Origin of the sequence: Flagellimonas sp. (assembly GCF_965233845.1) — a bacterium.
Taxonomy (GTDB): Bacteria; Bacteroidota; Bacteroidia; order Flavobacteriales; family Flavobacteriaceae; genus Flagellimonas.
This window is the reverse complement of record NZ_OZ247584.1, coordinates 3,261,549-3,278,244: the sequence shown is the minus strand read 5'-3', so window position 1 is coordinate 3,278,244 and position 16,696 is coordinate 3,261,549. Positions and strand designations below refer to the sequence as shown.

Genomic DNA, 16,696 nt, shown 5'->3' with positions numbered 1-16,696 from the left:
ACCTTCTATAGTCTTGATTGTTAAGGATGTACTAGGGCATGGTATAGGTTTCATTGAGGGAGGCCAATAGATATAGCCTTTGATTCGCCCGCTTTCCAATGGTTGCTATGATAAATTTGTCACAAAGGTGCAAATATTTGACAGTTAGGGCTTAGAGAAAGATTTGTCCCTCTTTTTTGGTTGAAAAGTGTAGGAACTTTGTGATGCGAAACCTCCAAATTTGGAACCTAAATCAAATTGGATGAGTTCTAGAAGAAGTTTTGTCAAAACTACGGCCATGGCATCAGCCGGAATTTCAATGATGCCGAACATCACTTTCGCCACGGAAAGAAAAAATTCAGACAACAAACTGGGGCTGGGCTTTATTGGAGTTGGGCTTAGGGGTACCAACCACCTCAATAATGCGCTTCAGCGAAAAGATGTGGAGATAAGGGCCATTTGTGATATAGATCCTGAGCGTATTGGAATAGCGTTGGAGCATATTCAAAATGCAGGGTTTAAAAAACCCAGAGTTTTTGATAAAGACAGTAATGACTATAGGAACTTACTTGACTTGGAGGAGGTAGATGCCGTGATTATTTCCACACCCTGGCTATGGCACACCAGAATGGCAGTGGCGGCCATGAGGGCTGGAAAATATACGGGGCTGGAGGTTTCGGCGGCAAACACACTTGAGGAATGTTGGGATTTGGTGAATACCCATGAGGAGACGGGCAGTCACCTGATGATTTTGGAGAATGTTTGCTACAGGAGGGATGTTTTGGCTGTCCTGAACATGGTAAAGCAAAATGTCTTTGGTGAGTTGTTGCACTTTACCTGTGGATACAAACATGATCTCAGGTTTGTTAAGTTAAATGACGGCAAATCTGCTTATGGTAAAGGTGTTGAGTTTGGAGATAAGGGAATATCTGAATCCAAATGGAGGACACAACATTCCTTGTTGAGAAATGCAGATGTATATCCTACACATGGTTTGGGCCCAATGGCGATAATGGCGGATATAAATTATGGCAATCGATTTCTGTCCCTTACCTCACATGCTTCCAAAGCTGTCGGTTTACATAAATATATAGTAGAGAATGGAGGAGCAAATCATCCCAATGCCAAATTAAAATGGAAACAAGGGGATGTTATCACTTCAACGATCGAAACAGCGAATGGAGAGTCTATAATAGTAACACACGATGTCAATTCGCCAAGGCCATATTCCTTGGGATTTCAAGTACAAGGATCACAAGGTATAACTGAATTTGATTACCATACCAAGAGAATTTTTGTTGAAGGTGTGAGTAAAGGCCATGGTTGGGAAGAAATGGATTCTTGGCTAGAAAAGTATGACCATCCGCTCTGGAAAAAACATGGAGAATATGCGGCTGGATCTGGCCATGGCGGAATGGATTTTTTTGTAATGAATGCCTTTGTGGAATCTGCAAAACAGAATATTGCTCCACCAATGGATGCCTATGATGCTGCAGCCTGGAGTGCCGTTACCCCACTTTCAGAACTTTCAATTGAAAACAATGGTGAACCTCAAGATTTTCCAGATTTCACCAGGGGTATGTGGATCAAACGCAAACCTTACAATTGGATGAAGGACAAGTTTTAACAATTACTAACTAAATAACTAATTACTTTATGAGAAAACGAACATTTATTTTATTAATCCCTTTATATTTCTTTTCCATTATTGCGTGGGCTCAAGGGAAATCAATATCTGGTGTTGTTACCGATAATTCGGAAACTCCGGTTGTAGGGGCAAACATTGTTGTAAAAAACACCACAAATGGAACTGTTACGGATTTTGATGGAAGATTTTCTATTAGCAATGTTTCTGACCAAGATATTCTGGTTGTTTCATCTATCGGATACGTGACATTAGAGGTTCCAGTTGGAACCCAAACAGATCTGAACATTATACTACAAGAAGATGTTAGCCAATTGGATGAAGTGGTCGTGGTCGCCTATGGAACGCAAAAGAAAGAGACCGTTACTTCTTCCTTGGTGAGTGTGGATGCGGAGGAACTAACTGATCTCACCACACCCGAAGTATCATCTATGTTACAAGGTAAGGCCGCAGGGGTTCAGGTAGCCGCTTCTAGCGGATCTCCAGGATCAACACCCAACATATTAATTCGAGGGGTAGCTTCATTGAATGGTAGTATCACCCCATTATGGGTTATTGATGGAGTTATTCAGCACGGTGTTCCCGTATTGAATCCTAATGATGTTTCCAATATATCGGTTTTAAAAGATGCCTCAGCAACCGCATTGTATGGGTCAAGGGGAGCAAACGGAGTAATCGTCGTCACCACAAAGCGGGCTAAAATTGGTTCTAAACCGCAGGTACAGGTAAGTACCAAATTGGCGGTTAACCAATTCAACAGCGGCAAATTTGAGGTAATGAATTCGCAACAATTGTTTGATTATCATACGCAATTTGCTAATTCCCAGCCTTGGTTTGGATCTGAACTTTTGGAGCGAGATACTGATTGGATTGAAGGGGGCACAAAGGATGCCTTGGTAAGGGATGCAAACGTTTCCTTTACTTCTGCAACAGAATCCCTGAACCTGTTCTTGAACATGGGTTACTACAGCGAAGAAGGTACGGTTAAAGGCAATGACTTGGATAGGTATACTTTCCGAACCAATTTGGATTATAAGATTTCAGAAAAGTTGACCATCAAGCCCAAATTGTCCTTTAGTTTTGACAATAGGGATAGGATTGCGGAGGCACCGTTGTACGAACTTTACTTGAACTTGCCTTGGGATGTTCCATTTGATAGTGAAGGAAGCCCTGTAAACGCACAAGACTCCCAAGACTGGTTGGGAAGAGATCAGCGAAACTATTTCTTTGATCAACAGTGGAACTATTCAACCAGAAATGTTTTTAACCTAAGTGGAAATTTTGACTTTGAATACCAGATAGTTCCTAATCTATCGTTTCATTCAACCAACAATTTCACTTTATTTAGATCAAAATCCCAAACTTATACTGACCCCCGATCCAATTCCGGTCTGGCCAACGGAGGCAGCATCCGTAATTTTACAGCCAATAGGCGTACAAGGCTCACTACCCAAATGTTGAAGTACAACAATGTTTTCAACGATGACCATACCGTAAACGTTTTGGCCGGATATGAATACAATGACTATGAGTATGAAGATTTCGGAGCATCTGGAAACGGGATTATAGCAGGTGGCGAAATATTGAATGCTGCAAGTGAATCAGGTGAAGTGAGTGGGTTTAAGAATGACTATGCATTACAGTCCTATTTCCTCGCCGCAGATTATGACTACCAGGGCAAATACTTTGCCAAAGGGTCCATCAGGAGGGACGGTGCATCCAATTTTGGACTGGATAATCAATATGGTAATTTCTTTTCTTTGGGTCTGGGCTGGAATATCCATAAAGAGGATTTTTTTACCAGCGATTTTTTTAACGAGTTAAAGCTTAGAGCCAGTTATGGCTCAGTAGGGAACAGACCATCTTCTCTTTATCCGTACCAAGGAACGTATAGAGTGAACACACAATACATAGGAACTCCCGGCGCTATTTTAAATCAGTTTGGAAATCCTGACCTGCGATGGGAAAAATCTTATGAGGCCAATTTTGCTTTGGACACTCGAGTTTTGAATGCTATAAGCCTAACACTTGAATATTACAATAAGGATACTTCAGACCTATTGTACTTTGTTAGTTTGCCTGATCTTACTGGATTCCAAGGATTTTGGGAAAATGTTGGAGGATTGACGAACAAAGGCTTTGAGGCAGCTATATCCGCCGACATCATATCAAAACCAGATTTTGGCCTAAATGTTGGGTTCAACATTGGAATCAACCGAAACGAAATAACTGAACTTTTTGATGAACAAGAAGAGATTCCGGTTGGTGGAAAAATCTTTAAGATTGGCGAAGATGCCAACACATGGTACATCAGAAAATGGTTGGGTGTTGATCCCGATAATGGACAGCCACTTTGGGAGGTGGTAGACCCAGATTCCGGTGAGAAATCTGAAACCAACGATTGGAACGTGGCAACTCTACAGCCATTGGGGACATCGTCACCTGATTATATAGGAGGATTCAATACGAGCTTTAGGTATAAAAACCTGTCGTTGACTTCCAACTTCAGTTTCTCAAAAGGAGGCACACTTTATAACTCATCAAGGGAACTGTTCGATTCAGATGGGTTTTACTCCACCTTCAACCAAATGGTTTTGGCCGATGGCTGGTCTAGATGGGAAGCACCAGGCGATGTTGCCACCCACCCACAGGCCATAGAAGGAGGTAACAACAATTCCAACAAACGCTCCTCAAGATATTTGGAGGACGGAAGTTATTTAAGATTGAACAATGTTACATTATCATACAGTTTACCACAGAAAATTGTCAACAAATTGGGCATAGGAAACGCAAGTATTTATCTAGCGGGAGACAATCTATTTACGATAACTGATTTTACGGGGGTAGATCCTGTTGTTCGTGGTAATCCCGATGATGCGAACCCAGGTTTATCAGGTAGTGTAAGTCTTACTTATCCAGTACCTAGAAGATATGTTTTGGGCTTAAATGTTACATTCTAAAAACTAAATTGCAACATAATGAAAAGAATCATATATACAATTTTAGCAATTACGGCATTGACTTTTCACTCGTGTGATATTGAGCGAAATCCTTATGACCAAATCGCCGTAGATGACCTTTTTAGTGATCCCGGTTCTATAGAGACGGCCACCATAGGAAATTATGCCTTATTAAAGGGAGATGTGGGTTATGATGGATGGGTTGATGACTTACATAGAATTTCCGAATATGCTGGAGATAACATTACTTTGAGTGGAGGTACTACAGACCATTTGTTCTTTTTATACAACTATCAGTCCATTGCCACAAACTCTAGGGTAGATAGGTTTTGGAGAAATTCCTATAAAATTGTTGTGGGAACAAACCTGATGATCGAGAAAATTGAGGAAGGTGAGTCCACCGAAGGCGACCAATTATTGGGAGAGAACTATTATCTAAGGGGCTTGGTATTTTTCCAAATGGGAAATGTTTTCGGAAGACCTTTCAACCAAGGCGGCTCAAATCCTTCTATACCTTTGAAGCTTACCTCAGATACAGAGGATAGGCCTGATAGACATACGGTACAGGAAGTCTACGACCAAGTAATCAGTGACCTTCTTAAAGCTGAATCCCTGATGACAGAAAACAAGGGAGCCTCTTTTGCCTCAAAAGAGGCGGCGCAAGCTCTTTTGTCAAGAGTTTATTTGTACATGGGAGACAATTCCAAAGCTCAAGAGTTTGCCGACAAAGTCATAAACTCTGGTGTTTATTCACTATTGCCCACCTCCGAGTTCTCGCAAATGAACAGATTGACACCTGACCAAAACAGTGAGGCAATTTTTGCGGTGACTTTGAGCAGTGCTTCAGACTTATTGGGACAATGGGATGATTGGTTTACCATTGGTTCATTTTATGCCTCGATTGAAGGCACAGGTTGGGGAGAAATGTATGCTTCCAGGTCATATTTAGATTTGATTGATCAGAATGATGGAGATGCAAGAAGATCTTTTATTGATCCGCAGTACTTGACTGATGATAATGGCGATAGGATACCCGCCGTATATTGGGTAGATGAAAGCTATGTCTATCAGTTTGCGCAGACTACGGATTCAGGCGGCACAATTACCTTTGATTATGATGGAAACAACTATACTCTACAATCGGAGGTAGTAGATGGCAAAACGGTTTACTTTTTCAATGGCCCAAATGGACGCCAAGATGTGATTTTCGACTTTGATATGGAAAAAAGAAATGGTCATCCAAAGTTTTTCATACTTAAAGCTTCTTTACAAGAAGATGATCTGCACATGTGGTCACCAACAGTTTCTAGATTGGCTGAAATGTATCTGAACAAGGCCGAATCTCTGGCAAAAGGTGGCGCGGATCAAGCAGCATTGGACAACATCAATGTCTTGAGACAAAGGGCCGGTGTGCCAGAGTATACCTTGGCAAACCTTCCTGCCGGCAAGACCGTTCTTGATGTAGTATTGGATGAGCGAAGGTTGGAGCTTGCCTTTGAAGGCCATAGAAGGTATGACGTCTACAGAAATGAACAGACCATGAACAGGAGGTATCCAGGAACGCATTTGAACAATTCAAATCCGTTTTTTGAAATTCCACCCTCGCATCCAAGAGTGGTTGAATTCATACCGGAGCAACAAATTATTTTGCAGCCATCTTTGGAGCAAAACCCACAATAACAATGAATGCCATTGGGGATGGGTAAAACCATCTCCAATGGATTTTAACAGATGTCGATAAAAAAACTATCATATTATTTAGTGGTTTATTCTTTGGTACTGTCGTGTTCCAAATCTGTGAACGATATACCGCAGCATAAACTATTTTCAGAAGTGCCTGCCGAAATTTCGGGCGTGACCTTCGAAAACAAGATATTGGAATCTGAAAGGTTACATTATTACAAGTACCTCTATATTTATATAGGGGGAGGTGTGGCCGCGGCGGACTTCAATAACGATGGCCTACAAGATCTTTTCTTTACCTCCAACATCTATCATAATAAACTCTTTCTTAATAAGGGCGACTTTAAGTTTGAAGATATCACTTTAAAGGCCGGTATTGTAAAAAGACCTGGTTTTGATACCGGTGTATCCGTGGCTGATGTAAACAATGATGGCTTTTTGGATATCTATATCAATAGGGCAGGATGGTACAATGGTGATGAAAAATTGGCCAATATGCTCTACATTAATAACGGTGACCTCACTTTTACGGAAAAAGCGAAGGAATTTGGCTTGGCGGAAACAAATCGATCCATCGCTTCAACTTTTTTTGACTATGACAATGATGGGGATTTGGATGTATATATTGCAAACGCACCATCTGGAATTGGACATACTGGAAAGGTGCTGGATTTAAAAAGAGTTCAGGAGAGCCAAGAGACCGAAACGTTTAAAAGCAGTGACAAGCTTTACCAGAACAATGGAAAGGGCCATTTTAAGGATGTTTCCAAAGAAGCTGGAATTTTACCCGAGGTCGGATTCGGTCTTAACGCCCAGGTAGGCGACCTTAACAATGATGGGCTGCTGGATGTTTACGTGAGCAACGATTTTATAATGCCCGATTTCGCTTATATCAATAATGGCGACGGTACGTTTACCGATAAAAGAAATGAGCTTTTCAAGCACATATCCTACTACAGCATGGGTGCTGACATTGCGGACATCAACAACGATGGATTACAGGATATGTTGGTATTGGATATGAGCCCCGAGGATTATGTAAGATCAAAAACAACCATGTCGATGATGTCCGTTGACAGGTTTTACAATATGGTGGCCAACGATCACCACTACCAATACATGCATAACGTACTACAGTTGAACAATGGCAAGGGGAACTTTAGTGAGATAGCACAATTGTCAGGAGTAGCCAAAACGGATTGGAGCTGGTCTGCACTTTTTGCAGACTTTGATCTTGATGGATATGACGATCTGTATGTCACCAACGGAATTTATCGTGATGTGGTGGATAGGGATGTCAATAATGAAATAAACAAATACATCAACGAAAACAGAAACAAACTCAAAGAAGAGGATTTTTACAATTTTACCCAGAAACTGCCTCAACAAAAATTGACCAATTATCTATACAAGAACCAAGGAAATCTGACCTTCAGCAACAATACCGATGAATGGGCCGACTTGAAAAGTACCTTTTCCAATGGAGCCGTATATGTGGACTTGGACAATGATGGTGATCTAGAAATTGTCACCAACAATTTAGATGAGAATGCCACCATTCTAAAAAATAACAGTAGAGAGCAGAACAAAGGCTCCTATCTGCAAGTAACTTTTAAAGGACCGGATAAAAACCCGTTTGGGGTAGGAGCAAAGGTAATACTGTATTGCAAAAAGAATCTTGTCACCAAACAGCTTGTCAATTCAAGAGGATACCTCTCCTCCACTTCAAACAAACTGCACTTCGGATTGGGTAAGAATACCGAAATAGATTCCATGAAGGTAATCTGGCTGGATGGTAAAGAGCAAAAAATAAGTAATGTCAAGGCCAATCAATGGTTACATTTGGATTATGCCGATAGCAGGATTGTAGAAGACAGAAACGACACGAATGAGGAGCTGCTGTTTGTAGAAGCTTCTTTTGACCATAGTCATTCCGAAAACGAATTCAACGACTTTAATGTTCAGCTACTTTTACCGCATAAACTTTCCCAATTGGGGCCCGCAACGGCCAAGACAGACCTGAACAATGATGGGTTCGACGATATTTTTATTGGTGCCGCTCATGATAATATCCCTAAAATCTTGATATCCAATAGCGAAGGAAAATATGAATCCCTTGTTATTCATGATTTTATGGCGGACAAAAAGTTTGAAGATATCTCAGCATGTTTCTTTGATGCAGACGGAGATGGAGACCAAGACTTGTACGTTGCAAGTGGAAGTTATGAGTTTGAGGAAGGTTCCGATTTATTACAAGACAGACTTTACATCAACAATGGATCCAACAATTTTAAAAGAGCATCGGCAAAGCTTCCAAAATTAAATACGGCGGCGGGCATTGTAATCGCCTCAGATTATGACCAGGACGGGGATGAGGACTTATTTGTAGGTAGTCGGGTAATTCCCGGCAAATACCCTTACGCCCCCAGTAGTACCCTGCTAGTTAACAACAAGGGCAATTTCATAGATGCCACCATGGAACTTGCTCCCAAAATCAATGAAATAGGAATGTTGACCACTGCCGTTTGGGGAGATATTGATAGTGATGGGGATCAAGACCTTATTGTTTCAGGTGAGTGGATGGGCATAGAGGTTTTTGTCAATGAACAAGGAACACTATCTAAAAAAGAGAAATACCAACACCTTTCAGAACAAACCGGATGGTGGAACAAGCTAGTCTTGGAGGATATTGACAACGATAACGATCTGGACATCATTGCAGGAAACTTAGGGCTCAACTACAAGTTTCATGCATCTCCAGAAAAACCATTTCATGTTTATACAAATGATTTTGATGACAACGGCATAGAAGATATTGTTTTGGCAAAGCATTATCAAGAAAGATTGGTTCCGGTGAGGGGCAAAAACTGTACGTCACAGCAAATGCCCTTTTTGAAGGAAAAGATAAAGACCTATCAAGAATTTGCCAGTAGTGATTTAAAAGAAATATTTGGTGAGGAAATAAGTACGGCCATACACTTACAAGCAATTGAATTTAGGTCAGGATATTTTTTGAACAACAACGGTCATTTCAAGTTTGTCCCTTTCACTGTTGAAGCACAGTTTAGTCCCATTAACAGTATAATTTTTTATGACTTTGATAATGATTCAGTAAAAGATCTATTGCTGGCAGGAAACAACTATGCCTCTGAAGTTGAGACCACAAGGGCCGATGCCGGCACAGGAGTTTTTTTAAAAGGAATTAAAGACAATGCTTTTGAATATCAAGCAAACCTGGAAACAGGTTTTTATGCCAATGGGGATGTTAAGAACATTGTTTTATTGGAACAAGGCCAAAGTAAGGCGGTACTCGTTGCCAATAACAACGGTAGGCATCAATTATATAAAATAGAAAGATAACAATAGCTTTAAAAGAACAGTGAAGACCAATCTTATACCTTTTATATTTCTAGCAATAGCAATTTTTGCATGTGGCTCTGATGTGGATGACCCCAAAGAAGAAGTTGTAGATAAACTTGATCTCAGGGTAACAATACCTGCTGGTGCAAATAGCTGGGTCGTAAATAGTACCCAGCAAGATGAGACAGTAGTAAGTGATGGGGGAATACACAATTGGACCAGTCTCACCGACGTACTCAGGACCTATTTCAAAACCAGTTCATCAGGAGAATTGCATGTAGGGTTTAGAATTAAATCTCCCGAGGGCACCTCCAAAATAAAGGTGACGGTGGGAAATGATTCCAAAGAAGTGGAAATTTCAAATAAGGAGTATGAAATTGTGGAAATAGGAAAGTTCAACATATCATCCTCAGGATATCATTATATCGAAGTTCAAGGGTTGGAAAAAATGGGAACCTATATTGGGGACATCAATGACATTTTGATTGGTGGCCCCGCTGTAGGTTCCGTGACTTTTGTACCAACTGAAAACTCTTATTTTGGAAGAAGGGGGCCATCGGTACATATGAGCTATAAAGAACCTGAGGGAAAAGATGTTCAGTGGTATTATAATGAAGTAACGGTTCCTGAGGGGGAAGATGCAATAGGATCCTTTTTTATGGCCAATGGCCATGCGCAGGGTTACTTTGGCATGCAAGTGAACTCAGCGTCTGAACGCCGAATCCTTTTTTCAATATGGAGCGCATTCAATACCGATGATCCCAATCAGATACCGGAAGATTACAAAGTATTGAACCTTGGAAATGGTAGTGATGTCACGGTTCAGGATTTTGGAAACGAAGGTTCAGGAAAGCAAAGCTTCAAGATTTTCAATTGGAAAGCCGGAACCACTTATAAGTTTTTATTGAAAGGAGAGCCCTCGGTCAATAATTCAACAGATTATACCGCCTATTTTTATGCGCCCGAAATAGGGCAATGGCAATTGATAGCAAGTTTAAGAAGGCCTCAAACATCTACACATTTAGAGCGACTTCATTCTTTCTTAGAAAACTTTGTGCCGAGCACTGGCAACGTCTCTCGTAAAGTAAAGTTCGGTAATCAATGGGCATATACCACAGATGGCGTTTGGACCGAAATGGACAAAGGTACCTTTACTGCGGATGCAACAGCATCACAAGGTCACAGGGCGGATTATACAGGAGGTGCTGAAGGAGAAACATTTTTCTTGATGAATTGCGGATTTTTTAATGAAAGCACACAGATCGGTGCAGAATTTATCAGAACCAAGTCAAATATTGCTCCAAACATTGATTTTTCAAAACTGGAAAAGCCCTGAATTATCAAGGCTTTCAAACCGAATAAAGTACTAAGTAGTTTAAGTTTAGTTGATTAATATTGTTTGAGTTAGTTTTAGTGAGAAGGCCTCTGGGTAAAATCAGAGGTCTTATTTTTTATGGTTACTCTCTAAATGCCAAAAAATAGGTTGCGCCTATTTCCGAGGTTTGAATATGGGAAAGGACGATTATAAAATACTTTCCCTTACAATCTAATAGCTAACATTGATTACATAAGGTTCCGAAAACCATGGAGAACCAAAATGTATTTGCCTTGGAATTGACCAAAACACAGTGCTTTGAGGTGAAAAGTTCCAAAATTCATGAATTTTAGAGCTTTTTTAACTATTGCAATACGGGTCATTCACATCAATAAATAACTTGTCGGTCATAAAATTGTGTCATTCAAAGACTTGGTTTTTTAAGTCGCACTTGAGGAATGACAATTTCAAACTAATTATCTAACAATAAACAACCTTTAATGAAGAAAAAAACCAAAAAAGCCTAGAGAAATGTGGTGGCATTTTCTAGGCTCGGAATTCAATATTGTACAGGACAATATCAAAAAAACTATCATTAATACTTCTTGTCTAATCAACCATGAATCATTGGTTCTGATGGGGCTTTACCACTTGTACAATATTACGACTCCGAAAGGGATTGCACCCGAAAATTCCACAATTTTTAAGATTAATTAACAATCAACAAACTATTTAGATTATGAAGTATTCTTTATGCAAGAATTTTTTATTGCTAGGGTTCATGCTTGTAATGAACATGACTTTGGCGCAAAACAAAACCGTTTCCGGTTCTGTGAATGATGACCAGGGCACACCTCTTCCTGGAGTCAATGTGATTGTGCAGGGGACCACGAACGGTACCCAGACAGATTTTGATGGACTCTACACGATATCTGTGTCCGAAGGAGAGACACTAACATTCTCTTATGTAGGAATGGCGACAGTGTCCGTAGTCGTAACCAATTCCAACACAATTGATATTACTCTTAAGGAGGATGCCAATGCTTTGGACGAGGTAGTTGTGACAGGTTATGGTACGCAGGTTAAAAAGGATTTAACAGGGGCGGTTTCAACTGTAGATGCAAAAGACCTTCAAGCGATACCGGCCACTACATTCTCTCAACAGTTGCAAGGAAGGGCAGCTGGCGTGGGCATTGTTACTGATGCCACTCCTGGAGGGGAAGCAACCGTAAGAATCCGTGGTTTCGGTACTATTGGAAACAACGATCCTTTATATGTTATTGATGGTGTGCCTTCCAAATCCCAATCCAATATCAACCCTAATGACATTGAAACCATTCAAATCCTTAAAGACGCCTCTGCTGCTTCCATTTATGGGTCTAGGGCTGGAAATGGTGTCATAATTATCACCACGAAAAAAGGGAAACTCGGAAAACCAACAATAAACTATAGTACATATTATGGAATTCAATCTGCAGCGGAAAGCGTAGATGCATTGAACGCAAAGGAGCTGGGACAATACCTTTATCTAGCCGATTTATATGCGGGTAAAACTCCTAGCCATGGTCAATATACTTTTGGGCCAAATGGTGAGGTAACCATACCAGATTATGTTTTTCCAAGTGGTGCAAATGAAGGGGATTCAGGAGTGGATCCTAACCTATATGCACTGGAACCTGGTAATATCTATGCCATTACAAGATCTGCCGATACCAATTGGTGGAAAGAGATTACACGATCCGCTCCAATTTTAAACCATCAGATATCAGCTTCTGGAGCCACTGAACATGCTCGATATGCCTTTAGTCTAGGTTATTTTGAACAAAAGAACATTGTAAAATTCGATAGCTACAACAGGGTTTCCATTAGGGCGAATACCGAATTTAAAGCATTAAATGATCGCTTGACCATAGGCGAAAATTTTACGGTTTCATTTGATAATAAAAAAGGGGGCTATGAGAATGATGGGGAGCAAAATGCCGTTTCTGGTTCCTATAAACATCACCCATTGTTGCCAATCCGTGATATTGCTGGTAACTATGCGGGTAGTAGGGGACAAAATTTGGGGAACAACTTCAATCCTTACGCCTTCCTTGAAAGAAACAAGGATGATAGAAGGTATCGACTTAGAGTTCTGGGCAATGTACTTGCCGGATATAAATTTCACAAGAATTTTGAATTGAGGACCAGTTTTGGTGTTGATGCCAGGGTGCAGCGGGAACGTGACCTAAATAGACCACAACCGGAATATGTAGAAGGTAACTTCATAAACGGTTCAACGGCCAGGGAGGAATACGAGTACCAGTGGACATGGTTAAATCAACTGAACTATAGCAAAACTTTCAACGATGTGCATAACTTCAATGCATTTGTTGCTGTGGAATCTATCCAAAATTTTGGCGAAGTTTTTGGAGCAAGTAGAAACCGATTCGCCTTTCAGACCAATGAAATATTGAGTTACTTAAGCCTTGGTGATGCCACCACCGCTAGTAACTATGGTGGCGTTTTATTGGATTCTGACTTTACATTGTGGTCCCAGTTTGGAAAAATCAACTATGACTATGATGGTAAATACTTGGCCCAGTTCATTTTACGTAATGATTCTTCCTCAAGATTTTTGAGTGCATCTAGAAGTGCGATCTTCCCTGCATTCAGTGTGGGATGGAGGGTTTCCGATGAGAAGTTCATGGAAAAAATGGGCTTTATAAACGATCTGAAACTGCGTTATGGTTGGGGACAGACGGGGAACCAACAAATTGGGGATTACAACGGATTTACAACATACCGCTCCAATATTTTTAATGCTGGCTATCCTATTGACGGTTCTCCTAGCGCACCAAGCATTGGTTTTGATGCCGCCGGCTTCGGAAACCCAGATGCAAAATGGGAAACCACAACAACAAATAACGTTGGTTTGGACGCCGTGATGTTTGATCATAGACTTCGATTTGAATTGGATGTTTATGACAGGGTAACAACGGACATGCTTTTTAGGTTACCGCCAAGTTTTGGTGCGGGAGATGCTCTGGCGCCATTCACCAATATTGGCCAGATTACCAATAAAGGTTTTGATATTGGACTTACATGGAGCGATAAAAAAGGAGATTTCGGATATAGCATTAGCGGCAATCTTTCGCGTTACACAAACAACGTAGATAAGTTGGATGATAGTCCAGATACAAGAGTCTTGGGTAGGGTATCCAGAGTTCCTTCCTTGACTTTAACAGAAGCTGGATCACCTTTGTCATCCTTTTTTGGATTCAAAACAGTTGGTATCTTTCAATCCCAAGCAGAAGCGGATGCCTGGCCAGAGTACGGAACGTATAACGCTCCGGGAAAGCTAAAGGTCGCTGACATTAACGGAGATGGAGTCATTAATGCTGATGACCGTACCATTATTGGTAATCCACATCCCGATTTTACTTATGGTATCAATTTGGATTTGAGCTATAAAAATCTATCACTCAATATTTTTGGTAACGGTTCTTACGGAAATGACATATACAATTATGTGCGATATTTTGCAGATTTCAATACGTTCCAAGGTAACCGATCAAGAAGGGCTTTGTATGACGCATGGCAACCTAGGAACCCAACTGCCCCTGTAAGTGAGTGGGTGGCGGCCAATCCAAATGCCACAGTTCCTATTATGGACGCCAATGACCAGATTAGTAGCCAGCCCTCCTCTTATTTCATTGAAAATGGAAGCTACTTCAGATTAAAGAATGTGCAGTTGACGTACAGCTTTCCAGATAGCTTACTTAAAAAAGGAGGAGTGTTTTCGTCTGCCCAAATTTATGTGCAAGGACAGAATCTGGCTACTTTCACAAAATACTCAGGTACGAATCCGGAAATTCAAGTGGATACTGAAAACGATATAAGCTTAGGTTTTGATAATGGATATCTACCTGTGATGCGTACGTTCACATTAGGGTTGAACGTGACTTTAAAATAATTTGGATAATTAAACAATTGATTTATAATGAAAAAGGTAAAAATATTCTTAACCACAATAACAGGGTTAATTGTTCTGCTCAGTGCCTGCAGTGAAGAATTCAATACCAGAGAGCCCTTGGGTCAGTTTGGCCAGCCAAGCTTGCAAACCCCAGATGGAGTGGATGGCCTTCTGTTGGGTGCATACGCAATGATTGATGGTTCTGGTGTTGATGGTACACCGGATTGGAACGTTACTGTTGAGAATTGGGCATTCAATTTGGCTTCTGATGACGCGCTAAAGGGAACGGATGCTGGTGATCAGCCAGAGCAAACCTTTATTGAAACTTATGATTACCAACCATTTAATGGTCATATTACCAATCGTTGGAGATCTTTGTTCAAGGGTGTGGCCCGGACCAATGATGTTATTGACGCTGCAAATTCAGTTGAGGAAATACCAGACGAAAAGAGAGCTCAAATTATAGCAGAGGCAACATTTCTTAGAGGATTGTTCCATATGGAAGCACGGAAGATGTGGCGGAACCCTCCGTACATTGATGATGAAGTTTATGACGTAAACGATATTGAAAGTACTAAAGTACTGAACAATCGCGAAATATGGCCTTTGATTGAAGCGGACTTTGAAGCGGCAATAGCCGTTTTGCCAGAGACCCAAAGTCAAGTGGGTAGACCTACACGTTGGGCAGCCAAAGCATTTTTGGCAAAAGCAAAAATGTACCAAGGATGGAATGAAGATGGTTCCGCAAATACCGCAAAACTGCAAGAGGCCAAAGTAATATTGGATGACATACTTAATAACGGCGGTTTTTCGTTGGTGCCCAATTTTGCTGACAATTTTTTGGTGGCCACCCGTAACAATGCGGAGTCTATATTTGAAATTCAATATGCCGTGAGCAGTGCGGCCGATCAGGCTTCGGCAAGGGGAATGGGGCTTGCGCATCCATATACTGATCCATGGGGATGCTGTGGATTTTATCAGGTGTCCCAGAACTTGGTAAATGCATACAAGACCGAAAACGGATTGCCACTATTGGATAACTTTGACGATGTGGATGTACCGGAAACGGTAGATGAAACCACTACATTGTCTACGTATACCGATCCATTGGATCCGCGATTAGATCATACAGTGGGCCGTCCAGGTATATTGTACAAGGATTTTAAGATTTACCAAACCGATTTTATTCGTGATCTTTCATATGCCGGACCTTGGTTTTCCAAAAAGCATGTCGCTGAGATGGAAGGTTTTGGTATTGGAGGTTGGGGTAACCTAACGGCTAACAATTATCGCTACATGCGCTTGGATATGATTATCCTTTGGTTGGCGGAGGCTGAGGTGGAACTGGGCGATTTGGAAAGAGCGCGGGAATTGGTCAACCTTATAAGGGCCAGAGCGGCCAATCCTGATAGTTTTGTCCCTAGGGCCATACAGGGAACTGACCGTAACGATTTCACCATAGTGGATGGAGAAGCAGCTGCCAATTACGAAATCTCTGAATATACAGATCCATGGACAGATCAAGCCACCGCGCGTAAGGCGGTTCGTTTTGAGACTCGTTTGGAGTTTGCCATGGAAGGACATCGCTACTGGGATCTTGTGCGTTGGGGCGTAGCGGCAGAAGTGCTGAACGCATATATTGCTAGTGAATCACAGCATAGGACGTATTTGCAAGGAAAAAGCTTTACCAAAGGAAAACATGAATATTTCCCAATTCCAATACAGGCAATAGACCGATCCATAAAAGATGGGGAGGCAACTTTGACCCAAGACCCTGCCTATTAAGCGGGATATGTCTA

Annotated in this window: 7 protein-coding genes; all 7 read left to right on the top strand. The window is 41.1% G+C overall.

The genetic code is table 11. From position 1 onward, the window contains the following. Nucleotides 1-241: 241 nt before the first annotated feature. Nucleotides 242-1,606, top strand: a complete 1,365-nt coding sequence (locus ACO6S0_RS14625; RefSeq protein ID WP_422349065.1) for a Gfo/Idh/MocA family protein — start codon at nucleotides 242-244, stop codon at nucleotides 1,604-1,606. 29 nt (nucleotides 1,607-1,635) lie between these two features. Further along, complete coding sequence (locus ACO6S0_RS14620; protein ID WP_422349064.1) at nucleotides 1,636-4,584, top strand: SusC/RagA family TonB-linked outer membrane protein; 2,949 nt, start codon at nucleotides 1,636-1,638, stop codon at nucleotides 4,582-4,584. 18 nt (nucleotides 4,585-4,602) lie between these two features. Continuing rightward, nucleotides 4,603-6,264: a RagB/SusD family nutrient uptake outer membrane protein gene (locus ACO6S0_RS14615; protein ID WP_422349063.1), complete on the top strand. Its 1,662-nt coding sequence runs from the start codon at nucleotides 4,603-4,605 to the stop codon at nucleotides 6,262-6,264. Nucleotides 6,265-6,381: 117 nt separating this feature from the next. Further along, a complete protein-coding gene (locus ACO6S0_RS14610) occupies nucleotides 6,382-9,627 on the top strand; it encodes a VCBS repeat-containing protein (protein ID WP_422349062.1) in 3,246 nt (1,081 codons plus the stop codon). Between the two features lie 19 nt (nucleotides 9,628-9,646). Then, nucleotides 9,647-10,963, top strand: coding sequence for a DUF3472 domain-containing protein (locus tag ACO6S0_RS14605; protein ID WP_422349061.1), 1,317 nt, complete (start codon nucleotides 9,647-9,649; stop codon nucleotides 10,961-10,963). Nucleotides 10,964-11,681: 718 nt separating this feature from the next. Further along, nucleotides 11,682-14,897, top strand: coding sequence for a SusC/RagA family TonB-linked outer membrane protein (locus ACO6S0_RS14600; protein ID WP_422349060.1), 3,216 nt, complete (start codon nucleotides 11,682-11,684; stop codon nucleotides 14,895-14,897). A gap of 27 nt (nucleotides 14,898-14,924) precedes the next feature. Next, nucleotides 14,925-16,682, top strand: a complete 1,758-nt coding sequence (locus ACO6S0_RS14595; RefSeq protein ID WP_422349059.1) for a RagB/SusD family nutrient uptake outer membrane protein — start codon at nucleotides 14,925-14,927, stop codon at nucleotides 16,680-16,682. The last annotated feature ends 14 nt before the right edge of the window (nucleotides 16,683-16,696 follow it).

Bases quoted from the DNA above. Each gene is read 5' to 3' on its own strand.
- ACO6S0_RS14625 (WP_422349065.1), top strand. From the start codon at position 242: ATGAGTTCTAGAAGAAGTTTTGTCAAAACTACGGCCATGGCATCAGCC.
- ACO6S0_RS14620 (WP_422349064.1), top strand. From the start codon at position 1,636: ATGAGAAAACGAACATTTATTTTATTAATCCCTTTATATTTCTTTTCC.
- ACO6S0_RS14615 (WP_422349063.1), top strand. From the start codon at position 4,603: ATGAAAAGAATCATATATACAATTTTAGCAATTACGGCATTGACTTTT.
- ACO6S0_RS14600 (WP_422349060.1), top strand. From the start codon at position 11,682: ATGAAGTATTCTTTATGCAAGAATTTTTTATTGCTAGGGTTCATGCTT.
- ACO6S0_RS14595 (WP_422349059.1), top strand. From the start codon at position 14,925: ATGAAAAAGGTAAAAATATTCTTAACCACAATAACAGGGTTAATTGTT.